The 25,773-nt window shown below is 49.2% G+C and carries 26 protein-coding genes; 9 read left to right on the forward strand and 17 right to left on the reverse strand.

Annotated elements, in window-relative coordinates; genetic code table 11:
* Positions 1-36: 36 nt before the first annotated feature.
* Entirely contained in the window at positions 37-771 is a 735-nt protein-coding gene (tsaB, locus tag ACNA7P_RS03750) for a tRNA (adenosine(37)-N6)-threonylcarbamoyltransferase complex dimerization subunit type 1 TsaB (protein ID WP_416257274.1), read from the reverse strand.
* Between the two features lie 18 nt (positions 772-789).
* Entirely contained in the window at positions 790-2,829 is a 2,040-nt protein-coding gene (locus ACNA7P_RS03755; RefSeq protein WP_416257275.1) for an ATP-dependent DNA helicase, read from the reverse strand.
* A gap of 63 nt (positions 2,830-2,892) precedes the next feature.
* Between ACNA7P_RS03755 and ACNA7P_RS03760 the strand changes: the two genes are divergently transcribed.
* From ACNA7P_RS03760 to hisIE, 9 genes are all read left to right on the forward strand, one after another.
* Positions 2,893-4,902 carry a YfiR/HmsC family protein gene (locus ACNA7P_RS03760; RefSeq protein WP_416257276.1) on the forward strand — a complete coding sequence of 670 codons (2,010 nt, stop codon included), beginning with the start codon at positions 2,893-2,895 and terminating at the stop codon, positions 4,900-4,902.
* Between the two features lie 404 nt (positions 4,903-5,306).
* On the forward strand, positions 5,307-6,203 hold the full coding sequence (gene hisG / locus ACNA7P_RS03765; protein WP_416257277.1) for an ATP phosphoribosyltransferase: 897 nt from the start codon (positions 5,307-5,309) through the stop codon (positions 6,201-6,203).
* Between the two features lie 4 nt (positions 6,204-6,207).
* Complete coding sequence (gene hisD / locus ACNA7P_RS03770; protein ID WP_416257278.1) at positions 6,208-7,578, forward strand: histidinol dehydrogenase; 1,371 nt, start codon at positions 6,208-6,210, stop codon at positions 7,576-7,578.
* Complete coding sequence (hisC, locus tag ACNA7P_RS03775; protein WP_416257279.1) at positions 7,575-8,780, forward strand: histidinol-phosphate transaminase; 1,206 nt, start codon at positions 7,575-7,577, stop codon at positions 8,778-8,780. The genes hisD and hisC overlap by 4 nt, the downstream gene beginning before the upstream one ends.
* A complete protein-coding gene (gene hisB, locus ACNA7P_RS03780; RefSeq protein WP_416257280.1) occupies positions 8,780-9,853 on the forward strand; it encodes a bifunctional histidinol-phosphatase/imidazoleglycerol-phosphate dehydratase HisB in 1,074 nt (357 codons plus the stop codon). The genes hisC and hisB overlap by 1 nt, the downstream gene beginning before the upstream one ends.
* A complete protein-coding gene (locus ACNA7P_RS03785) occupies positions 9,850-10,527 on the forward strand; it encodes a glutamine amidotransferase-related protein (RefSeq protein WP_416257281.1) in 678 nt (225 codons plus the stop codon). The genes hisB and ACNA7P_RS03785 overlap by 4 nt, the downstream gene beginning before the upstream one ends.
* Complete coding sequence (gene hisA, locus ACNA7P_RS03790) at positions 10,521-11,258, forward strand: 1-(5-phosphoribosyl)-5-[(5-phosphoribosylamino)methylideneamino]imidazole-4-carboxamide isomerase (protein WP_416257282.1); 738 nt, start codon at positions 10,521-10,523, stop codon at positions 11,256-11,258. Before ACNA7P_RS03785 ends, hisA begins: the two co-directional genes overlap by 7 nt.
* A complete protein-coding gene (gene hisF / locus ACNA7P_RS03795) occupies positions 11,240-12,013 on the forward strand; it encodes an imidazole glycerol phosphate synthase subunit HisF (protein ID WP_416257283.1) in 774 nt (257 codons plus the stop codon). The genes hisA and hisF overlap by 19 nt, the downstream gene beginning before the upstream one ends.
* A gap of 9 nt (positions 12,014-12,022) precedes the next feature.
* Complete coding sequence (hisIE, locus tag ACNA7P_RS03800) at positions 12,023-12,652, forward strand: bifunctional phosphoribosyl-AMP cyclohydrolase/phosphoribosyl-ATP diphosphatase HisIE (protein ID WP_416257284.1); 630 nt, start codon at positions 12,023-12,025, stop codon at positions 12,650-12,652.
* A gap of 15 nt (positions 12,653-12,667) precedes the next feature.
* Here hisIE and ACNA7P_RS03805 read toward each other — a convergent pair whose 3' ends face one another.
* The 15 genes from ACNA7P_RS03805 to ACNA7P_RS03875 form a co-directional block, all read right to left on the reverse strand.
* Positions 12,668-14,035 (reverse strand): MATE family efflux transporter, encoded by a 1,368-nt coding sequence (locus tag ACNA7P_RS03805; protein WP_416257285.1) that lies wholly within the window; start codon positions 14,033-14,035, stop codon positions 12,668-12,670.
* 85 nt (positions 14,036-14,120) lie between these two features.
* Positions 14,121-14,984 (reverse strand): alpha/beta fold hydrolase, encoded by an 864-nt coding sequence (locus tag ACNA7P_RS03810; protein WP_416257286.1) that lies wholly within the window; start codon positions 14,982-14,984, stop codon positions 14,121-14,123.
* Positions 14,985-15,063: 79 nt separating this feature from the next.
* Complete coding sequence (locus tag ACNA7P_RS03815) at positions 15,064-15,456, reverse strand: MAPEG family protein (protein WP_416257287.1); 393 nt, start codon at positions 15,454-15,456, stop codon at positions 15,064-15,066.
* A gap of 5 nt (positions 15,457-15,461) precedes the next feature.
* Positions 15,462-16,106 carry an adenylate kinase gene (adk, locus tag ACNA7P_RS03820; RefSeq protein WP_416257288.1) on the reverse strand — a complete coding sequence of 215 codons (645 nt, stop codon included), beginning with the start codon at positions 16,104-16,106 and terminating at the stop codon, positions 15,462-15,464.
* 246 nt (positions 16,107-16,352) lie between these two features.
* Complete coding sequence (htpG, locus tag ACNA7P_RS03825) at positions 16,353-18,269, reverse strand: molecular chaperone HtpG (RefSeq protein ID WP_416257289.1); 1,917 nt, start codon at positions 18,267-18,269, stop codon at positions 16,353-16,355.
* Positions 18,270-18,365: 96 nt separating this feature from the next.
* On the reverse strand, positions 18,366-18,971 hold the full coding sequence (recR, locus tag ACNA7P_RS03830; RefSeq protein WP_416257290.1) for a recombination mediator RecR: 606 nt from the start codon (positions 18,969-18,971) through the stop codon (positions 18,366-18,368).
* A 9-nt stretch (positions 18,972-18,980) separates the two neighbouring features.
* The gene (locus tag ACNA7P_RS03835; protein ID WP_416257291.1) at positions 18,981-19,313 is read right to left on the reverse strand and encodes a YbaB/EbfC family nucleoid-associated protein; all 333 of its coding nucleotides are present in this window, start codon (positions 19,311-19,313) and stop codon (positions 18,981-18,983) included.
* A 118-nt stretch (positions 19,314-19,431) separates the two neighbouring features.
* Entirely contained in the window at positions 19,432-21,450 is a 2,019-nt protein-coding gene (dnaX, locus tag ACNA7P_RS03840; RefSeq protein ID WP_416257292.1) for a DNA polymerase III subunit gamma/tau, read from the reverse strand.
* A 49-nt stretch (positions 21,451-21,499) separates the two neighbouring features.
* Positions 21,500-22,057: an adenine phosphoribosyltransferase gene (locus ACNA7P_RS03845; RefSeq protein ID WP_416257293.1), complete on the reverse strand. Its 558-nt coding sequence runs from the start codon at positions 22,055-22,057 to the stop codon at positions 21,500-21,502.
* A 10-nt stretch (positions 22,058-22,067) separates the two neighbouring features.
* Positions 22,068-22,448, reverse strand: coding sequence for a response regulator (locus ACNA7P_RS03850; RefSeq protein ID WP_416257294.1), 381 nt, complete (start codon positions 22,446-22,448; stop codon positions 22,068-22,070).
* A 63-nt stretch (positions 22,449-22,511) separates the two neighbouring features.
* Complete coding sequence (locus ACNA7P_RS03855) at positions 22,512-22,637, reverse strand: hypothetical protein (protein ID WP_416257295.1); 126 nt, start codon at positions 22,635-22,637, stop codon at positions 22,512-22,514.
* Positions 22,638-22,904: 267 nt separating this feature from the next.
* Positions 22,905-24,212, reverse strand: a complete 1,308-nt coding sequence (locus ACNA7P_RS03860) for a hypothetical protein (protein ID WP_416257296.1) — start codon at positions 24,210-24,212, stop codon at positions 22,905-22,907.
* A gap of 3 nt (positions 24,213-24,215) precedes the next feature.
* Positions 24,216-24,830 (reverse strand): energy transducer TonB, encoded by a 615-nt coding sequence (locus ACNA7P_RS03865; protein WP_416257297.1) that lies wholly within the window; start codon positions 24,828-24,830, stop codon positions 24,216-24,218.
* A gap of 1 nt (position 24,831) precedes the next feature.
* Entirely contained in the window at positions 24,832-25,233 is a 402-nt protein-coding gene (locus tag ACNA7P_RS03870) for an ExbD/TolR family protein (protein WP_416257298.1), read from the reverse strand.
* A 12-nt stretch (positions 25,234-25,245) separates the two neighbouring features.
* Positions 25,246-25,773, reverse strand: coding sequence for a MotA/TolQ/ExbB proton channel family protein (locus ACNA7P_RS03875; RefSeq protein WP_416257299.1), 528 nt, complete (start codon positions 25,771-25,773; stop codon positions 25,246-25,248).

Raw genomic sequence — 25,773 nt, forward strand, 5'->3', positions numbered from 1 at the left:
TCGCCTAGTAGTGATGTTACTACATCCCTACTAACGCTACTCCCGCCCTGGCAATTTTTGCCATGTTACTTCATTGCGCACATAGCGCACATCAAATTCTTCTGCCATCACTCCTTGGCCGTGCAAGAATGCATGCAAGCCCAAGGTTAACATATCTTCAGCATGGGGGAAGCGCACCTTGCTCGCCACTAGCTTTACATTATTCTCACCATTTTCAGCGCCAGTTAAGCGCTCCGGCAAGGCCTCTGCGTACGTTACAAAACCCGTTCCAGCCGTGTGCCATTCATGCTCTGCTGATAACTGCGGTACCACGCTTGGCGTACATACAATTTCGTTCTCTTGCCCAGAACCCAGCTGCAACATCAGACCATTTTCCGCCACATAGGTTCCAAAATATACTTCGCCCATGCGCGCATCAATTGCCACCGCAGCCGCTTTTGCGCCATGTAAACGCAACGTTTGTTGCGCCATCGCCGCCAAGCTAGAAATGCCGATTACTGGAATCTGCTGGCTAAACGCTAGGCCTTGCGCAATACCTGCTGCAATCCGCACACCAGTGAAGCTTCCGGGGCCATGGCCAACCACAATGGCATCAATATCCGCCAGCGTTACGCCAGCGTCTTGCAGCACTTCTTGCACATAAGGCAAGAGCAAATCGGCGTGCTTTCGCGGGGCTTCCTGGCCACGAGAAATTAATCGTGTGCCATCTGTATACGCAACAGAACAGTATTCGGTTGCACTATCAATTGCCAACAGGCGGGTATTTTTCATGCGTTACTCTTGCCTAAGTTAATTATTTTCACAGGTAATGGGCGGCTCTTTATCTAAAGCTGAAGGCTCTTTCCCAGCCGCTGAAGGCTCTTTGCCATGCGCTGAGGGCTCTTTGCCATGCGCTGAAGGCTCTGGCACCGCAGCTAAAAAATCCAGCGCTTTTTGCAGCGAGCGAGTGCGAGCCATATCCGGTAAGCTGGCTAAAAAGGTAGTGCCATACCCTTTGGTTACTAAGCGGTTATCACCCACAATCAGCACACCGCGATCGGTAACATCGCGCACCAAGCGCCCAGCACCCTGTTTCATTGCGATTACCGCCTGTGGGATCTGAATACTCGCAAACGGATTACCGCCCTTCATTTTACAATCTTCTACCCGCGCTTGCAGCAATGGCTCGTCGGGCGATGTAAAAGGTAGTTTATCAATAATCACACAGCTAAGCGCATCACCACGCACATCCACCCCTTCCCAGAAGGAACTAGTACCAAGTAATACGGCATTCCCCGCTGCCACAAACTGGTTTAATAGTTCGCGTTTACTACTTTGCCCTTGCACCAACAGCGGCCTATCAATTACACCCAATAAATTCGTGGCCAGTTTCTGCAGCATACGGTGGCTTGTGAACAACACAAAGGTGCCGCCACGGTTCACTGCTACTACTTGCTGCACAATATCAGCCAATGCATCCGCCATGGCCGGCGAATTCGGTTCTGGTAAATAACGTGGCAAACACAGCATGGCCTGCTTCTGGAAATCGAATGGGCTATCTAAAATCAATGTTTTAGCCTTCTGTAAGCCCAACCGTTCATTAAAATAATCGAATGAGCCTTCTACCGTAAGCGTTGCCGAGGTAAACACCCAGCGCGCGTTTTGCTCGGCGAGTTGGCGGCCGAAAGGCTCGGCTACGGAAAGCGGTGTACGATGCACAGTTAAGTGCCGCTGCGAGGTTTCGTACCAATAGCTGTAACCGGTAACTTGCGTATTTAGCAGCAAATCCCAGCGTTTACGAATCAACTCCAAACGCTCTAAGCACTGATCAAGATCCTTATCCCGCCCCACTAGGCCCTTACAAATCGCCTGGGCACGGCTAATTAACTCGGCTAAATGAGTGCTCGCTTTCGCCGTTTCATCATGGTGTAGCGCATCGCGCCAATTGCTGCGTTCCGGATCAAGTGGAAAATTCAGCCGCAAATCTCGCGCCGCACGATCCAGCTGATCGGCAATTTGTGAAAGCGCTTTAGCATCTCGCACCACGGTTTTGTAGAGAAACTGCAAATCTTTGCACAGCTCCACAATGGCGCGCGTAGATACGGTATCACTAAAGTATTGGCTGGCAATATCGGGTAGTTGGTGTGCTTCATCAAATACCACAATATCGGCGGCAGGAATTAGCTCGCCAAAACCGGTGTCTTTTAGCACTAAATCGGCGCAAAACAAATGGTGATTCACCACCACAATATCGGCTTCTAAGGCTTCTTTGCGGGCCTGCACCAAATAACAATCTTCATACTGCGGGCATTCACGCCCCAAACAGTTATCAATGGTACTGGTAACCCGTGGTAACACTTGCGCATCTTCGGGCAAGGTGGCGAGCTCACCTAAATCACCCGTTCTGGTTCTATTCGCCCAATCGCGCACTTCTTGCAGTTGTGCCAGCACCTTACTATCAGCATCTGCAGGATGGCGAATGGATTGCTCTAAACGGTTTAAACATAAATAATTGGAGCGCCCTTTTAACAAGGCGGCAACTGCTTGTGGCGCCAGCGCATCACGCAGTTGCGGTAAATCTCTATGAAACAACTGTTCTTGTAAATTACGCGTGCCCGTGGAAAGAATCACTTTTGCCCCACTACCAGCTCGGCAGCGTAACAAAGCCGGAGCTAAGTAAGCGAAGGTTTTACCCGTGCCGGTTTCTGCTTCCACCACCAATTGATCGCCTGCTTTATCAAGCGCGGCAATAGCTGCAGCCATTTCTTGCTGGGCTGGGCGGGGTTGAAATCCGGGCAACGCTTTGCTGAGTGCCCCACCCGAGCGAAAAACTGCGGTAACCTCTGACATCCTAACGTCCTTTGCGATATGCTATGGCCATTATTCCATAAGTTACTAAGGATGCCGAATGTTATGATGCGTCGGTTATTGCTGATTTGTTCACTATTGCTTTCTTCTTTGCTGTTCAGCACGCTGATCAACGGCCCGTTTAGCTATGCCCATGCCGCGCAGCAAACGCCTGTATCAGCAAACCTACAGCATGATGATACCGCCGCCCCAATTACTGGCACCGAATTACGCGCAGCGTATCTCGCTAACCTAGCAAACTATGTTACTTGGCCGAATGAATCGGTTCGTGAGCAACTCACCATCGGGGTACTTGGTAATGAATCCGTGTATCAGCAACTGCTGGCCGCACCGTTACTGCCAGTGCGAGGGTTACGCGTAGATGTGCGTTTACTTACGCGGCCCAACATGGCCAGTGAAGTAGACATTCTCTATATCGCCCCAGGTGCATCACATCAGCTAAACAGTGCCTTCAATGCCACCCGCGCTCGAGCAATTCTAATTGTGAGTGAACATTCGCCAGTGCGCGATGAAATGATGATTAACCTCATCAGCGGTAATCAAAATCGCCTCGCCTTCCAAGTGAACAACGAGCGTATCCAAGATAGTGGCTTGCGCACTAACACCGATTTACTCACCCTACGCGGTACCGAGCTAGAACTCACTGTGTATGCGCGCAGAGCCTACCAACGCCTTGCGCTATTACAAAACGAGCTATCCGCAACAACTGAGGAACTAGCCACCGCTGCAACCGAAAACCGGCAGCTACTGAACCGTATCGATATTCTCGAGCAAACTATCCGCGAACGCGATAATGTGCTGCGCGCGCAACAAGGCACGCTGGAAGATAAAGAACAAGTGTTAGATTCGCAGCAGCAAGCGCTGCGCGATCTGCTTGGCGAACTGGATTTACAGCGGCAATTGTTAGTGCAACGTGAAGAACAACTGCAGCAAATTCAACAAACCTTGCGGCGCAGCGAGCTTGCCCTCGCAGCACAGGAACGTGAGCTAAATGAGAAAGAGCTGCAATTGCAAGAAAAGCAATTGGAATCCGATGAACTTGCCAATCGCATTGCCGCCAACCGTAGCGTGTTATCGGTGCAACAACAGCAGCTCCGTGATCAACGTAACGCCCTAGCGGAACAACTTGCTTTGCTTGCATCTCGTGAACGTACCATTGATCGCCAACGCCTTTACTTATGGGCTATTGGCTTAGCATTTTTAGTAGCGCTGGTGCTGGCCTTTACCACAGTGGGCATGTTCTTGAATAAGCGGAAAACTGCGGCCCAGCTAATGGTTACCCTCAATGATCTAAATGAAGCGCAAGATAAACTGGTGGAATCAGAAAAAATGGCCGCCCTTGGTAACTTGGTTGCCGGTGTTGCCCACGAAGTAAATACGCCTCTTGGCGTTGCTATCACCGGTACCAGCATGGTAAACGATCGCATCGTGGTACTGAAAGAAAACTTAGAGAAAGGCACCCTTACCCGCGAACAGCTCACCAGTTTTGTTGAGCGTGGCGCCGATTCTTTAAGCCTTACGCAAAAAAACTTACAGCGTGTGGGCGCGCTCATTAGTAACTTTAAACAGATCGCCGTAGACCAAATGGTGGCCGAGAAACGCGAAATTGATTTACGCGGTTACCTAGAAGAAGTGATGTCTACCCTATCGATTGAAATGCGCCGCGCAGGCGTAGCCTATCGTATCGATATACCTAGTGATATTCGTATGGTTACTATTCCCGGGGCGATGGCACAAATCATTACCAATTTAGTAACCAATGCGATTCGCCACGCCTTTAACGAACCCGGTGGGGAAATAACCCTCTCAGCCGAAACCATTGCTGGCAATCAGGTGCGGATCACCTTCAGCGATAATGGCGCGGGTATGGATGAACGAGTTCTGGCAAAAATCTTCGATCCCTTCTTCACTACTAAGCGTAATGAAGGTGGTACAGGATTAGGGATGCCTATTGTTTACAATTTAGTGCGCCAGAAGTTGCATGGCGACATTACCGTGAAAAGCAAGCCCGGTGAAGGTACCAGCTTCTTCTTGGCATTGCCACGTAGCTTGTAATCGCAAGCTAAATCGAACCTTTAAGCGGTATCATTGAAGCTGAAATTTCTACTTGCACTTTTTTTTTCAGCCGCGTAGAATTCATACAACTTCAACAAACTGTAACGTGAATAAAAGGCCAAGATAATGTTTTCTCTATACAACTTCAGCATGCAGAATAATGGTGGTACTAGTGCACCGTGGTTTGCTGTGGTTGTAAAACATCATCACCATCATCCCCATTAACGGCCTTCTGCTGTATTGGGAGGTACGTGTTCACGGTACCTTCCCAAATAAAGCATTAAGCAAGCCCCGGAAGCGTACCTTACCGGGGCTTTTTATTTGCCTTATTTTAGTTGCTTTACAAACCATCAATAGCACACGAATTCACAAATTTAGATTCACAAAGAATGGGAATAATGAATATGAGTAACCAACGCTTAACTATCGCGGTACAGAAATCAGGCCGCTTGAGTAAAGAATCGCTTAAGCTTCTCGAAGCCTGTGGTGTGAAATTCAATTTACATGAAGCACGGTTAATGGCGCACAGCACCAGCCACCCAGTAGATTTGCTGCGGGTGCGCGATGATGATATTCCTGGTTTAGTAATGGACGGCGTGGTTGATTTAGGCCTTGTGGGTGAAAACGTACTCGAAGAAGAGCGCTTAGAGCGTGTTATCAAGAAGCAACCAAGTGCATTCAACCCACTACGCCGTTTAGATTATGGCTATTGCCGTTTAAGTGTAGCGGTACCAAAAGAAGATAATTACCAAGGTATTACCGAATTAGCGGGCAAAAAAATTGCTACTACTTATCCGCGAATTCTCGAAAATTACCTAGCAAAACAGGGCATTGATGCACGCACCGTAATGCTCACCGGCTCTGTTGAAGTGGCTCCACGCGCTGGCTTGGCCGATGCCATTTGCGATTTGGTATCTACTGGCGCCACCTTAGAAGCGAATGGTTTGGTGGAGAAAGATGTAATTTTCCGCTCACAAGTGCAGCTCATACAACGTGATGAAGCCCTAAGCACTGAAAAGCAAGCGTTAATTGATAAGTTGTTAGCCCGTTTAGATGGCGTGCAGCTCGCCAAAGAAAGTAAATACATTATGCTACACGCACCGAAAGATAAGCTTGCTGAGGTAGAAGCGATTTTGCCGGGTGCCGAGCGGCCAACGGTATTAGCGCTTGCGCACAGCGATAGCCAAGTAGCGGTGCACGTAGTAAGTACCGAGAATCTATTCTGGGAAACCATGGAGCAGCTAAAAGCTCTAGGGTGTAGCTCTATCTTGGTTATGCCAATCGAAAAAATGATGGGTTAAGTGTATGCCACAGTTAAATACAGCAATTCCACAGCCAGTAGTTTGGCAGCAAGCCACAACTGAGCAGCAACAGCAGCTGTTAGATCGCCCAGTGCAAGCTGTTTCCGCAAAGCTGCAACAGCAAGTACGCGATATTATTGGCCAAGTAGCACAGCAAGGTGATAACGCCTTGCTTGCCCTTACCAAGCGCTTTGATGGAGTAGATCTTACTAGCCCTGAGCTACCATTAGAACGCGTAGCTGCAATAGCGGCGCAAACACCGGCCAACGTAAAAGCGGCTATCGATCAAGCATACAATAACATCCGTATGTTTCATCTAGCACAACAGCCGCAAGATATTACGGTAGAAACCATGCCAGGTGTGCTTTGCCAGCAGAAATTTGCGCCGATGGCGCGAGTAGGTTTATACATTCCCGGCGGTAGCGCAAGCTTACCCAGCACTGTGTTGATGCTGGGGATTCCGGCCCAGATCGCTAATTGTGCCGAGCGCGTGTTGATAAGCCCACCCGCTAAAGCCGGTGTTCATTCTGGCGAGCTCACTCCGGCTATCTGTTACGCCGCTATGAAATGCGGTGTTACCGGTGTGTATCTTGGTGGCGGCGCGCAAGCCATTGCTGCACTCGCACTGGGTACCGAAAGTATCCCTGCGGTGGATAAAATATTTGGCCCCGGCAATAGCTATGTTACTGAAGCCAAACAGCAAGTAAGCCAACGCGCCGGTGGCCCTGCTATTGATTTACCGGCTGGCCCTTCGGAATTATTAATTATTGCCGATGATAGCGCCGAGCCAGCATTCGTGGCCGCAGACCTGCTTTCCCAAGCAGAACATGGCCCCGATTCACAAGTGATTTTATTGAGCCCTTCAGCAACTTTAGTAGATGCTGTACGCGTAGAGCTGGCAACACAACTAGCCGCCTTGCCGCGCGTAGAAATTGCTACCCAAGCTTTGGCAGCCAGCGCGCTAATCATTACTGCGGATTTAACCGAAGCGGTGGCCATCAGCGAAACCTACGCACCAGAGCACTTAAGTGTGCAGCTTAGTGATGCGAATACTTGGTTGCCAAAATTAACCCGCGCCGGCTCCATTTTTGTTGGCCACTACACGCCAGAATCAGGGGGCGATTACGCCACCGGTACGAATCACGTGCTACCAACCTATGGTTTTGCGCGTAATTACAGCAGCCTTGGTTTGCTCGATTTCTATCGCCGCTATACCGTGCAAGAAGTAACGCCGCGTGGGCTGGCAAATCTTGGTACCAGTATTATTGATTTAGCGGCCGAAGAAAGCCTTGATGCGCACTTACGTGCCGTTTCATTGCGTTTAGATAGCCAACGTTTTCTGCAGGATATTGCACTAGTAGAGGGCAAACCATGAGCACCACATTCGTGCAAGATTTGCTTCGTGAGCACTTAAAAACATTTACGCCCTATGCATCAGCGCGGCGCTCAATGAGCGGCGGTAATCTTTGGCTAAATGCCAATGAATCGCCCTATGGCCGCAGCTACCAAGTGGCTACCGAAGAGTTGAATCGGTACCCAGATTTCCAGAATAAGCCACTTAATCAAGCCTATGCTGAATACGCAGGTGTTACCGCCAGCCAAGTGATTAGCCACCGCGGTAGTGATGAAAGTATTGAGCTGATGATCCGCAGCTTTTGCGAGCCGGGCCGGGATAAAATCCTGATTTGCCCCCCTACTTACGGCATGTATGCGATTTCCGCATCAATTAACCACAACGAAACCGTTGCGGTGCCGCTGCGCGCCAATGATTGGCAACTCGATTTAGCGGCTATAGAGCAAGCGCTAAACGCCGCCAATGGCGCCATTAAAGTAGTGTTCTTGTGCAACCCTTCGAACCCACTCGGCAACCCGCTGCAAGAAGCCGATATGCTTGCCGTAATCGAAATGTGCCGAGGCCGCGCGCTAGTGGTAGTAGATGAAGCCTACTTCGAGTTCTACCAAGAAACCGCGCAGAGATCGGGGTCAGTGAGCACGGTGTCTGACACCGTTGTCTCTGACCCCATTGTCTCTGACACCAAGCTCACTGACCCCAATCTGCAAACCAGTGTAAGTATGCTGCGCTACTTACCGGAATTCGATAACTTGGTGGTAATGCGCACGCTTTCGAAGGCCTTTGGTTTAGCGGGTATTCGCGTGGGTTTCACGATTGGTTCTGTAGCGTTGGTGCAAGCTTTGCTACCGGTATTGGCGCCGTATCCATTGCCGGATATGAGTGTGCAAATTGCGCAGCAGGCGCTGCGCCTCGATGATCGGCTGAAAACTCGGCAGGATACGATAGAAATCGTGGCCGAGCGTAACTTACTGGCCCCAGAACTGGTAAAATTCCCGTGGGTAGAGCAGGTGCATGCAAGCGTTACCAACTTTATCCTTATTCAGGTACGCAACGCAGATGCGCTAATGCAGCATTGTATTGCCCAAGGCGTACTGATTCGCAATCAATCGAGCCAACTTGGCCTTAGCCAAGCAATTCGCATTACCGTAGGTAGCCCCGAAGAAAATATTGAGCTACTGCGCGTACTTGCCAGCTTTCAACCGGCAACAGAGGAGTTCGCCTAATGGCCGCTGAAAAGATTTTATTTATCGACCGTGATGGTACTCTCGTTGCAGAGCCAGCAATCGATAAACAACTCGATAGCTTAGAAAAATTGGTATACGAGCCTGGCGTAATTAACGCTCTGCAAGATTTACAAGCCGCCGGTTACACTCTGGTGATGGTAAGTAACCAAGATGGCTTAGGCACCGATAGTTTTCCACAAGCCGATTTCGATGCGCCACATCAAGCCATGATGGATTTATTTAGCGCCCATGGTATTCGCTTTGCAGATGTGCTGATTTGCCCGCACTTTGATCACGAAAGCTGTAGCTGCCGCAAGCCCAAACTCGGCTTGGTAAAAGGGTATTTGCAGCAAGGCCGCGTGGATTTTACTACCTCTGCAGTAATTGGCGATCGCGATACCGATCTGCAACTGGCAGAGGCCATGGGGATTGCCGGCATTCGTTACGAACGCATCGCGCTTGGCTGGCCTGCCATTGTGAAGCAGCTTACCCAACAGCAGCGTACTGCTGAGGTAACTCGCACTACTAAAGAAACCGATATTAATATTCAGGTGAATTTGGATGAGCGTGGGCCAATCAAAATTCACACTGGCTTGGGCTTTTTCGATCACATGCTCGAACAGATCGCCACCCATGGCGGATTTTCATTACAAATAAGTGTGCAAGGCGATTTGCACATCGATGATCACCACACGGTTGAAGATACCGCATTAGCTTTAGGCGAAGCATTACACAAAGCAATGGGCGATAAGCGTGGCATTGGCCGCTTTGGCTTCGTACTGCCAATGGATGAGTGCCGCGCTGAGTGTATTCTCGATATTTCCGGCCGGCCGTTTTTGGTGTTTAGCGCCGATTTTACTGCCGAAACCGTAGGCCAACTGGGTACGCAAATGGTAGAGCACTTTTTCCGCTCGCTGTGCGATACCATGAAAGTATCACTGCACCTCAGCACCACTGAAGGCAACGCGCATCACCAGGTAGAAAGTTTGTTTAAAGTGTTCGGCCGTGGCCTGCGCCAAGCTATTCAGAAAAGTGGTAGCGAAATGCCATCGAGTAAAGGGGTTTTGGCATGAGTTTCGAACACGTGAACTTGGTGATCGTGAATACCCGCGTGGCGAACTTGGCATCGGTTGATTTTGCCTTTCGGCGTTTGGGTATTACTCCAACCATTAGCGCCGATCCTGCAGTAATCAAGGCCGCTAGCCACGTAGTTTTACCCGGCGTAGGTACTGCGGGTGCAGCCATGCGCTCGCTCGAAAGCCTAGGTTTAGTGCCCGTATTGCAAGCCTTAACCCAGCCCGTATTAGGTATCTGTTTAGGTATGCAAATGCTTACCGAGCGCTCCGCAGAAGTAGGTAAAGGCTCGTTAATTGCCGCCCAAACCGCAAAAATCACTGCGGCTGCAGAAAGCTATGTAAATTGCATCGGCGTAATCCCCGGCAGTATCGAGCGCATGCAAGCTGCGGCAAACATGCCACTTCCGCACATGGGGTGGAACGAAACCAGCACCGTGAACGAACAAGGCGAACAACACCCAATCTTTAAAGGCTTAACGCAACCGTGGTTCTATTATGTGCATAGCTTTGCCGCGCCAATCGGCTCGAGCACGATTGCCACATGCGAATACAGCATGCCGTTCTCTGCCGCTATTGCCCATAACAACTTCATTGGCGTGCAGTTTCACCCTGAACGCTCTGGTGTAGATGGCGCCCATGTTTTACAGAATTTCTTGGAGTTTTCATGTTAATTCCAGCATTAGATTTAATTGATGGCCAAGTAGTACGGCTGGTAAAAGGCGATTTCGCCCAACAAACCACCTACTCAAGCGATCCCGTAGCAGTGGCTTGCCAGTACCGCGATAGCGGTGCCGAATTTATTCACTTAGTTGATCTTGATGGCGCTCGCAACCCGGCCAAACGGCAACTCGCTTTACTGGCTGAAATCACCAAGCAAACAGGCCTACCGGTACAAACGGGCGGTGGCATTCGCAGCAAAAGTGATGTGCAGCAATTACTTGCCGCCGGTGTACAACGCGCAGTAATTGGCTCGAAAGCGGTAAAAGATCCAGCCGAAGTATTAGCCTGGCTGCACGAGTTTGGTCCCGAAGCCATCGTTTTGGCGCTCGATATCCACATCGATGCAGATGGCCAACGCTGGCTCGCTACCGAAGGCTGGCAAGAACAAAGTAATGTTACCCTCGATGCCGTGCTGCAAGCCTATATCGCTGCCGGCTTGCGCCATGTGTTATGCACCGATATTAGCCGCGATGGTACGCTTACCGGCGCCAATGTGGCCTTATATAGCGAGCTCAAGAAGCAATATCCAAGCATTGCTTGGCAAGCCTCTGGCGGTGTTGCTGGGCTGAATGATTTAACCGAGCTAAAAGCACAGAATTGCGATAGCGTGATTCTCGGGAAAGCCTTGCTTACCGGGAAGTTCACCCTCGAGGAGGCACTCGCATGCTGGCAAAACGCATAATTCCCTGTTTAGATGTTCGCGATGGCCAAGTGGTGAAAGGCGTACAGTTTCGTAATCATGAAATTGTGGGTGATATCGTACCCTTAGCCACCCGCTACGCCGCCGAAGGCGCCGATGAGCTGGTATTTTATGATATTACCGCCAGCGCCGATAACCGCGTGGTGGATAAATCATGGGTAAGCCGGGTAGCGGAAGTAATTAATATTCCCTTCGCGGTTGCCGGCGGCATCCAAAGCGTAGAGCAAGCGCGGGAAATTTTAGCCATGGGCGCCGATAAAATCTCGGTGAACTCACCTGCCCTGCGCCGCCCAGATTTGATTAACGAGCTAGTGGATGAATTCGGCCAGCAGTGTGTGGTGATTGGTGTAGATAGCTTCTACAACGCCGAAACCGGTGAATATGAAGTATATAAATTCACTGGCGATGAAGGCCGCACCCAGAAAACTACGTGGCAAACCGCCGATTGGGTGAGCGAAGTAATCCACCGCGGTGCTGGCGAAATTGTGCTCAACTGTATGAACCAAGATGGCGTGCGCCAAGGTTACGATATCGAACAGCTCGCAGCGATTCGGCAAATTTGCAATGTACCCTTGATTGCTAGCGGTGGTGCCGGCGCGATAGAACATTTCACCCAAGTATTCCAGCAAGCCAATGTTGATGGTGCACTAGCGGCATCGGTATTTCACAAAGGCGTGATTGCCATCAACACACTAAAAGAAAATTTGCGCGATAGCGGTGTACCTATTCGCTACTAAGGAAAACGCATGATCATTACCAACGAAAATAGCACTGAACTTGCGTGGGCAAAAATGGATGGTTTATTGCCAGCCATGGTGCAAGATAGCGAAAGTGGCCGTTTGCTCATGCAAGGCTACATGAATCAAGAAGCGCTTGCGCAAACCCTCAGCACTGGCAAAGTTACCTTCTTTAGCCGTAGCAAGCAGCGTTTATGGATGAAAGGCGAAAGTTCAGGCCATGAACTGCTACTCGATTCAGTTACCGGTGATTGCGATGCCGACGCCCTGCTAGTGCAAGCGCGGCCGCAAGGGCCAACCTGCCATCTTGGTAATGAAACCTGTTGGCTACCGGCCGCACAACCTGTTGCCAGTGAGCTGATTGAATTGGAACGCACGATTGCTGCGCGCAAAGCAGATTTGGCCGCGGGAAACCCGGGTTCCAGTTACACGGCAAAATTGCTCAATGATGGTATTCGCCGCTGTGCCCAAAAAGTAGGCGAAGAAGGTGTTGAAGTGGCACTTGCCGCAGTTGTACAGAACGATGAAGCCTTACTAAACGAAAGTGCCGATTTGCTCTATCACTTGTTAGTAGTGTTGCAGGCGCGTGATTTATCACTTGCCGATGTAGTGGCTGTGCTGCGCCAGCGCAAGCGCTAATCCAGAGCGCTAACGCTAATCCGCGTGCGCTTTGCCCTGCAGTTCCCAATTGTGATGTACACGGTACAAGCGTACCGTGAGCATTACCGCTGCCACACTTAAGCCGGAAATAAAGCCAATCCAGAACCCTGCAGCGCCCATCCGTGGCACAATCAGATCCGTAAGCCCCAGCACTACACCCACGGTTAAACCAAAAGGCCAGTAGGCAATAAGGGTAACAATCATGGAAGCCCGGGTATCTTTATAGCCCCGCAAAGCGCCAATCGAAATCGCTTGGAACGTATCGGATATCGTGAAAATAGCGGCCAAACCCAATAACGTGCTAGCCAGCGCAATGATCTCGGCGTCGGTAGTGTACAACGAAGCCAACCAACGGCCCCCTAACCACATCCCTAAGCCGTTTACCGTGGCAAAACTCACCCCAAGCAGCAACGCCACTTTAAATGCATTCATGGCGTCTTCCGAGCGTTGGGCACCCAGAGCAAAGCCAATCCGTAAGGTTACCGCCATACTCAAACTCAACGGGAACATATACACCAACGAGGAAACATTCAGCGCAATTTGGTGGCCCGAAACCACGATAGCGCCCAATGGCGCAATAAGGATGGCCACCGCGGCAAACAAGCTGGTTTCAAAGAATAGAGCCATCGATATCGGAAAGCCTAAGCGCACAAAGTGGGTAATATCATCCCAGTTCGGCGGATAAAATTTCGCAAAGGGTGCTACCTTCTTGTAACGTTTGGCCACCAACACATAGCCCAACAAGCTTAATGCCATACCCCAAAGTACAATAGCTGAAGCCACACCAGCACCAGCGCCTCCAAGAGCCGGCATACCTAACTTGCCGTAAATAAAGATGTAGTTCACAGGAATATTGATCAGCAACCCAATAATCCCAATCACCAGAGATGGCATGGTATGCGATAAACCTTCACAGAGGTTACGCAACACTACATACAATACAAAGGCTGGCAGGCCCCACATGATATAACGCAAATAAGCGATGGTTTTATCGCGGAAATCTTCTTCCACATCCAGCACACCTAAAAAGTACGGCGCTAAATACAACAAAATACCGGTAAGTACTGCACCAATAATGCAGGTGTACAATGATTGTTGGAAGTGCCGCGCCACTTGGCTGCGCTCATTAGCGCCATCACAATGAGAAATAACTGGCGCCAGGGCGAGGCCAAGGCCAAAAACTAGCAAGGTAAGTGGCACCCACACCGAGCCGCCCACAGAAACAGCAGCCAAATCAGTTGCGCCTACGCGCCCCGCCATCAGGGTGTCTACCACTCCCATCAGCATCTGCGTAAGTTGCGCAATTAAAATTGGGCCGGTTAGTAAACCAAGCTTTTTCGTTTCAGGCCATAAGTGGCGCATATCGGGTTCTCACATCTGGCGCGTTAAGTTTATTATGTGGCAAATCGCCAACATAAAGCTTAGCACCGGGTTCCTACTACGAGTATCAATACTCAGGAATTGCTTGCATGGAGCGCAAGGCGTTAATCAATAAAGGTGTAATTTTATCGGCGGCAACCAACGGCGCCATATGCCCTGCATCCACATCTAAGTGAATACAGTTGGGCAAGGTGTTGGCTAGATTCTCAGCCACAGTGCGACTAGAAAGTGGCGATTGTACACCGTGAAACAGCACTACCGGGCACTGGATAGCCGCATATTCTGCTAACGCAGTGGGTTCATCAATCAACGCATGGAAATCCGCCTGCACTTTCGTTTGCTGTGCGATCATCATAGTGCGTGCTGCCTCAGGCAGCTTGGCGAAATAGCCGGGTTGATTCCAGTAATCAACAAAAGCAGCTGCCGCTTCGGCGTTCGAACGCTCATCCATTTGCCGCGCTATATCCACAATTTCTTGGCGAGCAGGAGTATGCTTTGCTAGCACATGAAAGCTTACCGGCTCATATAACACCAATCCCTGTACTTGTTCAGGGTAAGTTAATGCCCAGCGTAACGCCGCCGCGCCACCATACGAGTGCCCTACTAGAAATACTGGCTCAGGGCCTCCCGGAGCGCAGCTAGTATGTGCAGCAAAAGGGTTCTCAGCGAACTGGTGCGCATTCTGCAACATCGCTAGCTCATTAGCTAAGCGAAACTCAGCAGCAGGCTTGGTTAATGGAGCGCCTTTGCCATAGCCAACTAAATCAGCCGCCACAAACTCAGGCATTGGAAAAGCAACGCCCGCCAATGAAGGGCGGGCGTTAGTGTTATCGTTTTCGCTACCGGCGCGCAACGTACGCAGCGCCTTCGCTAGAAACCGCCACTGCCCGCTATGGCTTTGCGAGCTATGCAGCGCAACAATCTTGGTCATGCACTTAAATCTCTACACAGAAAAAACGTTATCAGCACCTAACAAGGCAAGTGTTCCCTGCCCCGCTAGGCGCATTCTATTAGCTACCTAAAACAAAGCCAATTAAGTAACCTGCCGCGAGCAATAACATCGCGAACGTACCTAATACGCCAATCGAGCGATAAGGGCTAACACCGATCGTTTTAGTAAGGCCAATCGCATGGTTAATACGCGCTACAAATAACAGCCCGCCCAAGCCATATAACCATAATGGGCTAGCACCGTTCAGCTCCATTAAACCGAGCAAAATGAGTGCCAACGGCACATATTCCGCAAAGTTACCATGCACACGAACAGCGGCTTTTAAATCAGGGCTTTCGCCAGTACCTATGCCTACTTTATCGCGCCAACGTAAGCGAATAATGCGGAACGCCAACACCATGTAAAGCAAGGTTAAGATTGCTGCAAATAAACTCGTAATCGGTAGTAGCATAGTAATTAGCCTAGAATTTCTTGCAGTTGATGGTTGATGTCATCCACTTTCTGGGTGCCATCGATTTTGTGGCATGCCACCACGCCTTGCTCAGCAAGATTGCTGTAATACGCTACCAAAGGTTCGGTTTGCTCATGATAAATCTTCAAGCGCTTGCGAACCGTGGCTTCTTTATCATCTTCACGCACTACCAAATCTTCACCGGTAACGTCGTCTTTACCATCTTTTTTCGGTGGGTTATAGCTCACGTGATACACACGGCCAGAACCCGGATGCACTCTGCGGCCAGCCATACGTTCTACAATCACGTCATCAGCCACATCGAATTCCAGCACATAATCGATTTTAATACCGGCTTCTTGCATCGCATCCGCTTGCGGAATAGTGCGCGGGAAGCCATCTAGTAAAAAGCCATTGCTACAATCTTCTTGGGTAATGCGCTCTTGCACCAAGCCAATCATAATATCATCGGAAACCAATTGGCCTGCATCCATCACTTCTTTCGCCTTCTTGCCAAGCTCTGTACCTGCTTTAATCGCAGCACGCAGCATGTCCCCGGTCGAAATCTGTGGAATATGATAAGTATTCATCAGAAATTGGGCTTGTGTGCCCTTCCCTGCGCCTGGCGCACCCAGCAGAATGATCCGCATGGTTAATCCCCTAAGTTTGTAGTGTTGGATAGATGTAAAATTTATGCGCCCAACTTTACCCCTCCAAGGCCGAAATAACAAGGCCGACCATAGTCTAAAAAAGCCCGATTTCCGAGGAAATCGAGCTTTTTAAATAATAACGAATGTGCTTACTTGCGCAGGTTACAAAGCGGCCACCCTATACGGTAAATATCATGCTATCAACCGCACCGGGCGCTAACTTTCCCTGCAGCTAGCGAGCGAACATTACAGGGCTAGCATCAGTTTGTTCAAGCGGCGTACAAAGGTGCTTGGATCTTTCAAGCTACCGCGTTCCGCTAACGTAGCCTGCTCAAGCAACAATTCCGCCCACTCACCAAAGCGTTCTTCATCCTGCTCATCGGCCACACGCTGCACCAATGGATGCTCAGGATTCAGCTCAAAAATGTACTTAGTTTCTGGTACTTTTTGCCCTGCCGCTTCCATTAACTTCGCCATTTGCGTGCTCATATCGTTATCATCGGTAACAATACAGGCAGGTGAATCGGTTAGCCGGTGCGTTACCCGAACCTTTTTCACTTTATCGCCTAAGGTTTTCTCAAAGCGTTGCACGGTACCTTCGAAATCCTTCTCCAGTTTCTCATGCTCAGCCTTGTCTTGTTCATCATCCAAATCGCCCAAATCTAAATCACCACGGGTAACCGATTGGAATTTCTTCTCTTTGTACTCGGTTAAGTGGCTCATTAGCCATTCATCAATACGATCTGAAAGTAACAACACTTCCACGCCTTTCTTGCGGAAGATTTCCAATGCTGGGTTGTTTTTCGCCGCTTCATAGCTATCAGCAACAATATAGTAAATCGCCTCTTGGCCTTCCTTCATGCGCTCAATGTAGGCGTCTAAAGAAACACGCTGCTCAGCGCTATCTTCATGAGAAGAAGTAAAGCGCAACAGTTCACAAATGCGTTCGATGTTCGCTTGGTCTTCCGCTGGGCCTTCTTTCAATACGTTACCAAAGTTATCCCAGAAGCTGTTGTATGCTTCAACATCATCTTTGGCCAATTTCACCAAGCTTTGCAGCACTTTTTTCGTGCTCGCACTGCGCATTGCTCGGGTTACTTTATTATCCTGTAAAATCTCCCGCGAAACATTCAGCGGTAAATCATTAGAATCAATTAAACCACGCACGAAGCGCAGGTAAGTAGGCATAAACTGTTCCGCATCGTCCATAATGAACACGCGCTGCACATATAACTTAATGCCTTTCTGATTTTCTCGGTTCCACAAATCCCAAGGCGCCCGCTTTGGAATGAACAACAAGCTAGTGTACTCGTGCTTCCCTTCAACCTTGTTGTGGCTCCACAGCAACGGATCATCAAAATCATGCGCTACCGATTTATAAAACTCTTGGTACTCTTCCTTACTAATGTCTGCTTTCTCGCGCAACCACAAGGCTTTACCAGCATTTACGGTTTCCCATTCACCCGGCTGCGCAGGAATTTTCTCGCCATCAGGGCCATCGCGCTCAGGCTGCTCATCCTTCCACATCTGCACCGGAATACTCAGATGATCAGAGTACGTTGTTACAATCTCGCGCAACTTCCAATTATCTAAAAATTCATCTTCACCCTCACGCAAATGCAGGGTAATTTCCGTACCACGGCCCTCTTTGCTAATCGGTGCAATGGTAAATTCGCCATCGCCTGCAGATTGCCATTCTACCGCTTCATCTTTGCCGAGCCCGGCTGCGCGAGTGCGCACCGTTACTTGATCGGCAACAATAAAGGCCGAGTAAAAACCCACCCCAAATTGGCCAATCATCTGTGAATCTTTGCTTTGGTCGCCAGAAAGTTGGCTAAAGAATTCTTTGGTACCCGATTTAGCAATGGTGCCCAAGTGGCTCATTACATCATCGCGGCTCATACCAATGCCATTATCACTAATGGTAATGCTGCGCGCGTCTTTGTTAATGCTAATCCGCACCCGTAACTCAGCATCATTATCGAACAGTGCATTATTTTCTAACGCTTTAAAACGTAGCTTATCGGCTGCATCCGAAGCGTTGGAAATAAGCTCACGAAGAAAGATATCCTTATTCGAGTACAGCGAATGAATCATCAAGTGCAGAAGCTGCTTTACCTCTGTTTGAAAACCGTGTTTTTCAGCATGCTGATGGTCAGCCATGGTGATTACTCTCCTGAAGTATCGTGTTAATAACCTGGTTTAAGTTATGGGGATACAGGATCAGGAATTCAAGGGTAAACAGAGAAATTTGTGGGGTTACAAGAAGTTCTTGCGGCCGGAAAAAGCGTGGCCAAGAGTAGTATGGTCTACATATTCAAGCTCACCACCCACCGGCACGCCGTGGGCGATTCGGCTCGCGCGAATCTGGTAGCGGGCAGCTAAATCAGCAATAAAATGCGCGGTAGTATCGCCTTCCATGGTTGGATTTGTAGCTAAAATCACTTCTTGAATCGCATCGCGTTGAAAACGTTGCTCGAGTAAATCAAGGCCAATATCCCCAGGGCCAATGCCATCCAGCGGCGATAACCTACCCATAAGTACAAAGTATTGGCCTTTATACTGGCCGGTTTGTTCCACCGCTAATACATCTGCAGGCGATTCAACAATACATAATGAGCCTTCAGCCACACGGCTTTCATCGGCACAAATACCGCAAATATCATCTTCGCTCAGGGTTCGGCATTTACTACAGCGCCCCACAACCTCCAAGGCATGCGCTAAAGCATGCTGAAGTTTACCGGCACCATCACGATGGCGTTCCAATAACTGAAATGCCATGCGCTGGGCGGTTTTTTGGCCTACTCCAGGAAGCACTCGTAGTGCTTCGATTAGAGCTGCAATTGCGGGGCTAAACGCTTTCATTAACTTTCATTAAAATGGTAGTTTCATGCCCGGAGGAAGGCCCATGCCACCGGCAATTGAAGACATTTTCTCTTTGCTCGATTCTTCCACACGACGCACCGCATCGTTGGTTGCCGCAGCAACTAAATCTTCCAGCATTTCCCGATCATCTTCATCACCGAACAAGCTGGCATCAATCGCAACACGCTTCACGTTATGGTTTCCGTACATGGTAACTTTTACCAAGCCTGCACCCGCTTCACCGGTTACTTCCATGCTGGCAATTTCTTCTTGCGCCTGCTGCATTTTTTCCTGCATCTGTTGCGCCTGCTTCATCATGTTACCCATTCCGCCTTTGAACATCGCTTTTCTCTCTTTAATTAAATTTGGCTTTAGTTAAATTTGGCTTTAGTTAAATTTGGCTCTTAAATTACAAGTGGCTCGTATACGCTAATTTTATCACAGCACAAGGGCAGCAACACTAGTGCAACACAGTTACTTGCTTCACTTCAGCTGCTAAAGACGATTGCAGTTGTTGAATACCCGGATGCTCAGCAACCCGTTTTTCCGCATCAGCTTGCAGTGCTGCATTAATTTCTTGCTGAATTTGAAATGGTGTCCGCTGCGGGTTACCAAGCTTAATTTCCAGCTCTTTGTTGGCAATCACGGTCGCCAATTCATTTTTAATACTCGCGTTCATATGCCCCGATAACAGCGCCTGCATGTCTGCAGCTACTTCTAGTACGTAGCCTTGCGGCTGCTCATGCAACTGCGAGTGCAACAATACTTGCCGTGTACGCCCTACCACTGCCAGCTTTTCAATCTGCGCCGCCCAAGCATCAACTTGCGCAGCCGCAATAACTTTACCGTTACTTGTTGGTTGCGCATCGGCGGCTGGCTCTTGCTTCCGCGCTGATGGCTCTTGCTCCAAAACTATAGGCTCTACATCCGCTACCACAGAAGCTGCTTCAAACCCTTTTTTGGCCGCTAAACGCTTGCGGGTTGCCATCAATGAAGTTAAATCAGCGCTCTCTAACGAAGGCGCAGCGATGCTTTCAGGTGCAGGCGCTGCAGATACTGCTGCATGTACCGAAGATGCCGCAGGCTGCACTTCAGGCTCAGCCGCTGGGCGCACCGCAGAAGCTTGCTGCTCAATGCTCGCTTGTTCAGAAAACAATTGTTCCGCAAACAAAGCAGCCGAATCATCATCTTCATCATCATCTAAATATGCAGGTACTTCGTGCTCTTCCACTGCTTCCGTCTGCACCTGAGGTGTGTTCTCAGCACGCTCAGGGGCCGCTTCGGCTTTAGTTTCAACCACATTATCGGGTTCAGCCGCTTTTACCGGCGCGCTAGTTACCGCTTCAGGCTTTCCCGCAATGGGTACTCCCGAACCACTTGCAGTGTCTGTTGCCGCGGGCCGAAACGCCAACATCCGCAACAGGGTCATCTCAACGCCACTAAAGGCATCTGGTGCATAAGGCAACTCACGGCGGCCATCGAGCACGGTACGGTAATACACTTGCACCGTAGCCGGGTCAATCTTCTGTGCTAATGCAGCTAGTTGCTCGCTGCGCGCTAACAGTTCGGAATCTAATAGCGTTGGAGCAACCTGGGCCAATGCCAACTGGTGCAGCATGGTTTGTAGCTCAGTAAGCACACCTGCGATATCTGGAATCTTATCTACTAATTCGCGCAACGATTGCAGTACCGCATCCACGTTACCATCGGCTACCGATGCCAGTAAATCGAGTAAGTTGGCATGATCGATTCTACCCAGCATGCGCGCAACCGAAGCTTCGAGTACTTCATTATTGCCTTGGGCGATAGCCTGATCTGTAAGGCTTAGCCCATCGCGCATACTGCCATTGGCAGAGCGGGCTAAAAGCGCCAATGCCGATTCATCAAAACGGATTTTTTCTGCAGTTAAAATATGCTGTAATTGCGTGCTAATTTCCTCACGGGTAAGTGCCCGCAGGTTAAATTGCAAACAACGGGAAAGCACAGTAACCGGAAGCTTTTCTGGATCAGTAGTGGCCAGCAGGAAAATAACATGGGGAGGTGGCTCTTCTAGCGTTTTTAATAACGCATTAAAGCTATGCCGCGAAAGCATGTGCACTTCATCAATAAGGTAAACTTTATAGCGCCCAGCAGTTGGCCGGTACTGTACGTTTTCAAGAATTTCCCGAGTGTCTTCTACTTTGGTGCGAGAAGCGGCATCGATTTCCATTAAATCCACAAAACGGCCAGCTTCAATATCAACACACGCAGAACACTCACCACAAGGTGTGGCGGTAATCCCTTTATCACAGTTTAAGCTACGCGATAAAATTCGGGCAATTGTAGTTTTACCAACACCACGGGTGCCGGTAAGCAGGTAGGCATGATGCAAACGCTGATGCGTTAATGCGTTGGTAAGTGCTTGCAACACATGTTGCTGGCCAACAACTTCAGAAAAGTTACGCGGCCGCCATTTCCTTGCTAGCACCTGATAGCTCATGCCACCTCCAATAATTATTATTAAAATTCTTTAGTAATTAGGCTTACGCTCACTCATCAAACGCACAGATGGCATAGCTATTCACACCTAATTTATCCATCGCCTTGCGGCCATTCAAATACAGCAATTCGCATACGAAGGCTGCTTCTACCACTGTGGCTGGCGTACGCTGCAGAAGATGAATCGCCGCACTCATAGTACCGCCAGTGGCTAGCATATCATCCATTACCACTACTTTATCACGTGGCTTCAGAGCATCTTTATGCAACTCAAGAATATCATCACCATACTCAAGAGTGTAACTGGTTGAAAACACTTCTCTAGGCAACTTACCGGCTTTCCGCATTAAGGTAAGGCCGATGCCGAGACGATCAGCTAACGCCGCTGCAAAAATAAAGCCTCGAGCTTCTACTGCAACAATTTGCGTTAACCCTGAGCTTGCATAACGCTCAGCAAACAAATCAATGCTATTACGCAGTGCTTTAGGATCTTGCAGCGCAGGGGTAATATCGCGGAATGTAAGGCCAGGCTTTGGGAAATCTGCAACCGGTTTAATTAACCGAGAAATATAATTGCCGCGCATATCCGCAGCTACATAATGGGTCATTCGTATTCACTCAGGCCACTACACGATCGCGCGCAAAGTGGCGTAATTTAGTCAGTAAAAGATCCGCGTCTAACGGCTTGCCGAGCACTACATTAGCACCTAAACGTTCAGCTTTCTTGCTAATTTGTTTTGGTTCGTCTGTGGTCATAAACAGCAAAGGCGTATTTGCGTACAGTGGTTCATCACGCAAGTTCTTCAATAGCGTTAAGCCATCCATCAGTGGCATCTTGTGGTCTAGTAATACCACATCGAAGCAACGCATTCTTGCTTGGTTAAGTGCATCTAATCCATCAATCGCAACAGTTATGTGAAATTCGCTTTTTTGCAAAATATTCAATATCTGCGTTCGTGTCCGTTCGTTATCTTCTACCAAAAGCAAAGATAATGCCATAATAACTACCTCAAAAGAGCAACTTGAATGCTGATCCGCGTGCCAATGTAAAAACGGTGCGCGTTAGCCCGTGAACAATTTAATCAACTGTAAAACCGGCATCAGCAACGCAATACCAACAAACGCAAGTACCGCTAACACTAAATGAATTACTGATGATTGGTCTTTAAATGATTCGTTATTCGCCATGCGAGTTCCTCAGTACAACAAATAAAGGGGTGCAGATCATATATGATCCCTAAACGTTTAGAAAGTTCCATTCATTAGAAACAGACTAAACCGATCCTATTTACGCTAAAGTTACCCGATTAGTTTGCTGGCAGTGGCGCTTTACTATGCGCATCCTTACTCTCTCATGCACACCCATGCACCACCATGTACCCCCATATGCAAGCATGCACACAGCAAAAAGCCCCGCTCAAGAGCAGGGCTTTGTTTACTAAAACAGTACATGTTTTAGATGCTTGAACCGCGGCGTTCAGCTGTATCTTTAATGAATCTTGACCAGCCTTCTGCATTGCGGCGCGTGTCAGCAAAACGCGTTGCGCTTTGTGCTGCTTGGTATGCTTGGCGGTACTGATTACTGTAAAAGTAAGCTTCCGCTAGAGACATATACAAACGCCCAAGATCTTCACCACTGGCTAAATCAATAGCCGCACGAAAAGGTGCTACAGCATTACGATATTGCTGCGCCAGAAGCAATGCTTCCCCTTGCCGACGATAGTAATCACGGCGGTCCGCATCACTTGCTGCGAATTCTACCGCTTTACCATACATTTCCGCAGATCTAGCGAACTCACGCGCAGAGTTAAAGCTGCGTGCAGCAGTAGCCAAGTTACGATCGGTTCTCTCAATGTTGCCTGCTTCGATGTTGCTTGCCATGATATCAGCGGCATAATACGGAACTGAATTATTCGCGTATAACTGCACTAATGCACGGTAATCATTCGAAGAACGCAAGTAACCTGCATCGTAGGCGATACGAAGTGTAGCCAAGGCTTCTTCGTACTGTTCGTTAAGCATATAGATCATGCCTAACTGCACCCACCAGCCACGCTCACCAGGTAAAGCTTCCAAACCACGTTCCAAAACACGCAACGTTTCTGGAATATTACCGGCTTCGTAGTTTGCCGCAATCATTAAAACGTAAGGATTACGATGCGGTTCGCCCATTTCCTGAAGCGCTTTCTCCGCAAATGGAATTACCCGATCATACTGCTTTAATTCCATGTGTGCAGAAGCCATTCGAACCAATACATCAGCTTCCCATTCACCCTTAAATTGCAGGTAACGGCGCATTGTTACAAGCGCCTGCTGGTAATCTTCTTCTATCAAATAAAGATTACCCAACACTTGTAACGATGCCGCATGGTCGTTGAAGCTTAATAAATTGGCTTCCACTGCTTCGCCGAGATAGCGAATTGCTTGTCTTGCTGCAGTATCGTCATCTTCGAGTGCTGCGTACATCGAACCTTTAAAGCGAGCAACATAAGCGCGGTCATAATCAGTACGAGCTGGTGCTTCGTTTAGCTCGGCGATTGCGCCACGAATATCGTTCTCTTCGTACAATTCAAACGCAGACATAACACGACGGGCAACCCGCTCAGCTAAAGCTTGCGAGCGACGATTATCCTTCGCTCGCTGAAGCTCTTCTGCCGTTGGAATCGTGAATCCAACATCAGTGTTTTGCTGTGCATTAGCTGGAGCAAAAGCTACACCCATGGCTACAACCACAGCACAAACTATAGATGTGATAGCTTTCATGAATTAACTCCCGTCCATTGTAAAGTCGAGTTGAACCGTAAGGCCTTCTTGACGCTGTGGGCGACCATCAACGATCTTCGGAGCATAACGCCACCGGGCTAAAGCACGTCGTGCTTCTTGGTCAAACACCCGACGAGGTTGCGCTTCCATTACTTCAATATCAGTAACGCCACCAGTTTCGTCAATTGTAAAGCGTAACCGCACCCAGCCTTCAATACCGTCTCGTGCCGCAGCAGGAGGATAACGTGGCTCTACCCGAACTATCGGTTGAGCATCGCCATCCCGACCTAAACCAGCACTAGGATCACCTAGTCCAGTATCGGCCCCGCCAAGATCTACACCGCCAATATCCAAGTTAAAGGACACTGCGTCGTCAGAGGCATCTGGTTCGCTTTGCGGCGATTCAGGTGGTTGCTCTGGCGGCTCCGGAGGAGGCGGCGGCGTTCTTCTGCGCGTCGCTTCATCTGATTCCGGTGGTGTTGACACTATATCAATGGTGGTTGGAGGCGGAGGTGGTTCATTCCGCCCCTCACCGCCACTGATTAAGAATGCCATGAAGACAAACAGTAAGAAGGTGACCGCAGCGCCTAGTAATATCGATACTATTAAGCGCACCATATCAGTCGTTCTCCGCTGCTATTGAAATCTGGGCAATGCCGGCTTCTTTAATTTGGTCCATCACTCTAACAACAACGCCGTGACGGGCGCCCTCGTCTGCTTGAATAACCACCATATCGGTAGGTTGTTCAGCAAGGAGACGTTCCAAGTTCGCGGCAACCCGCTCTACATCAACCTGGCGACGGTCCATCCATACTTCACCGTTTTCACGGATAGCAATAAAGATGTTGGCCGAAGGCTTCTGAGTCGCTTGTGAAGCTTCTGGACGATTTACATCGATACCAGCTTCTTTCACAAACGATGTTGTAACGATGAAGAAGATCAACATGATGAATACGATGTCGAGCATCGGAGTCATGTCTAGTGTTGCTTCTTCTTCTTCGCGTAAACGTTTACGTGCCATAATTCTTCTCTCTTAATGATGTGGCAGACTGTCAATAAGGCGTTCTTTTGCAGCTTTAGCACGTGCGTCTAAACGCTGCGCAAAGAACATACCTGACAGAGCTGCAACCATTCCCGCCATAGTCGGAATCGTAGCCATCGAGATACCGCTTGCCATCAAACGAGGGTTACCGGTTCCTTGCACTGCCATAATTTCAAAAACAGTGATCATCCCCGTAACCGTACCAAGTAATCCGATTAACGGACAAATGGCTATCATCGTCTTCAGCACGAGCATCCGCGCTGTCAATTTATCGGACGCTTCGGAAATCCATGCATCACGGATTCTATGTGCGTACCAGGAGGTGGTGTCCTTACGGGCGTTCCACTCGGCAACTATCTTTTCCCGTTCTTTTGGGAATACGCCGAGTAGATACCACCAACGCTCAATCATAACTATCCACATGATTAACAGCGCGGCGAACACCATGTATAAAACGTCACCACCTGTGCCAATAAAATCCCTGACAGATTCCCATAGTCCTATCAGGTACAATTGCAT

The sequence above is a fragment of the Aliidiomarina sp. genome, from assembly GCF_047920995.1.
In the GTDB taxonomy this organism is placed as follows: Bacteria; Pseudomonadota; Gammaproteobacteria; order Enterobacterales; family Alteromonadaceae; genus Aliidiomarina.

Excerpts from the sequence above, each read along its gene's own strand:
- hisD (WP_416257278.1), top strand. The coding sequence starts at position 6,208 with ATGCCACAGTTAAATACAGCAATTCCACAGCCAGTAGTTTGGCAGCAA.
- ACNA7P_RS03805 (WP_416257285.1), bottom strand. The coding sequence starts at position 14,035 with ATGCGCCACTTATGGCCTGAAACGAAAAAGCTTGGTTTACTAACCGGC.
- hisF (WP_416257283.1), top strand. The coding sequence starts at position 11,240 with ATGCTGGCAAAACGCATAATTCCCTGTTTAGATGTTCGCGATGGCCAA.
- adk (WP_416257288.1), bottom strand. The coding sequence starts at position 16,106 with ATGCGGATCATTCTGCTGGGTGCGCCAGGCGCAGGGAAGGGCACACAA.
- ACNA7P_RS03785 (WP_416257281.1), top strand. The coding sequence starts at position 9,850 with ATGAGTTTCGAACACGTGAACTTGGTGATCGTGAATACCCGCGTGGCG.
- ACNA7P_RS03755 (WP_416257275.1), bottom strand. The coding sequence starts at position 2,829 with ATGTCAGAGGTTACCGCAGTTTTTCGCTCGGGTGGGGCACTCAGCAAA.
- tsaB (WP_416257274.1), bottom strand. The coding sequence starts at position 771 with ATGAAAAATACCCGCCTGTTGGCAATTGATAGTGCAACCGAATACTGT.
- hisC (WP_416257279.1), top strand. The coding sequence starts at position 7,575 with ATGAGCACCACATTCGTGCAAGATTTGCTTCGTGAGCACTTAAAAACA.
- ACNA7P_RS03855 (WP_416257295.1), bottom strand. The coding sequence starts at position 22,637 with ATGGCGAATAACGAATCATTTAAAGACCAATCATCAGTAATTCATTTA.
- ACNA7P_RS03845 (WP_416257293.1), bottom strand. The coding sequence starts at position 22,057 with ATGACCCATTATGTAGCTGCGGATATGCGCGGCAATTATATTTCTCGG.
- ACNA7P_RS03870 (WP_416257298.1), bottom strand. The coding sequence starts at position 25,233 with ATGGCACGTAAACGTTTACGCGAAGAAGAAGAAGCAACACTAGACATG.
- ACNA7P_RS03815 (WP_416257287.1), bottom strand. The coding sequence starts at position 15,456 with ATGCTACTACCGATTACGAGTTTATTTGCAGCAATCTTAACCTTGCTT.
- ACNA7P_RS03835 (WP_416257291.1), bottom strand. The coding sequence starts at position 19,313 with ATGTTCAAAGGCGGAATGGGTAACATGATGAAGCAGGCGCAACAGATG.
- ACNA7P_RS03865 (WP_416257297.1), bottom strand. The coding sequence starts at position 24,830 with ATGGTGCGCTTAATAGTATCGATATTACTAGGCGCTGCGGTCACCTTC.
- hisA (WP_416257282.1), top strand. The coding sequence starts at position 10,521 with ATGTTAATTCCAGCATTAGATTTAATTGATGGCCAAGTAGTACGGCTG.
- hisIE (WP_416257284.1), top strand. The coding sequence starts at position 12,023 with ATGATCATTACCAACGAAAATAGCACTGAACTTGCGTGGGCAAAAATG.
- hisB (WP_416257280.1), top strand. The coding sequence starts at position 8,780 with ATGGCCGCTGAAAAGATTTTATTTATCGACCGTGATGGTACTCTCGTT.
- ACNA7P_RS03760 (WP_416257276.1), top strand. The coding sequence starts at position 2,893 with ATGATGCGTCGGTTATTGCTGATTTGTTCACTATTGCTTTCTTCTTTG.
- ACNA7P_RS03875 (WP_416257299.1), bottom strand. The coding sequence starts at position 25,773 with ATGCAATTGTACCTGATAGGACTATGGGAATCTGTCAGGGATTTTATT.
- dnaX (WP_416257292.1), bottom strand. The coding sequence starts at position 21,450 with ATGAGCTATCAGGTGCTAGCAAGGAAATGGCGGCCGCGTAACTTTTCT.
- recR (WP_416257290.1), bottom strand. The coding sequence starts at position 18,971 with ATGAAAGCGTTTAGCCCCGCAATTGCAGCTCTAATCGAAGCACTACGA.
- htpG (WP_416257289.1), bottom strand. The coding sequence starts at position 18,269 with ATGGCTGACCATCAGCATGCTGAAAAACACGGTTTTCAAACAGAGGTA.
- ACNA7P_RS03810 (WP_416257286.1), bottom strand. The coding sequence starts at position 14,984 with ATGACCAAGATTGTTGCGCTGCATAGCTCGCAAAGCCATAGCGGGCAG.
- hisG (WP_416257277.1), top strand. The coding sequence starts at position 5,307 with ATGAGTAACCAACGCTTAACTATCGCGGTACAGAAATCAGGCCGCTTG.
- ACNA7P_RS03850 (WP_416257294.1), bottom strand. The coding sequence starts at position 22,448 with ATGGCATTATCTTTGCTTTTGGTAGAAGATAACGAACGGACACGAACG.
- ACNA7P_RS03860 (WP_416257296.1), bottom strand. The coding sequence starts at position 24,212 with ATGAAAGCTATCACATCTATAGTTTGTGCTGTGGTTGTAGCCATGGGT.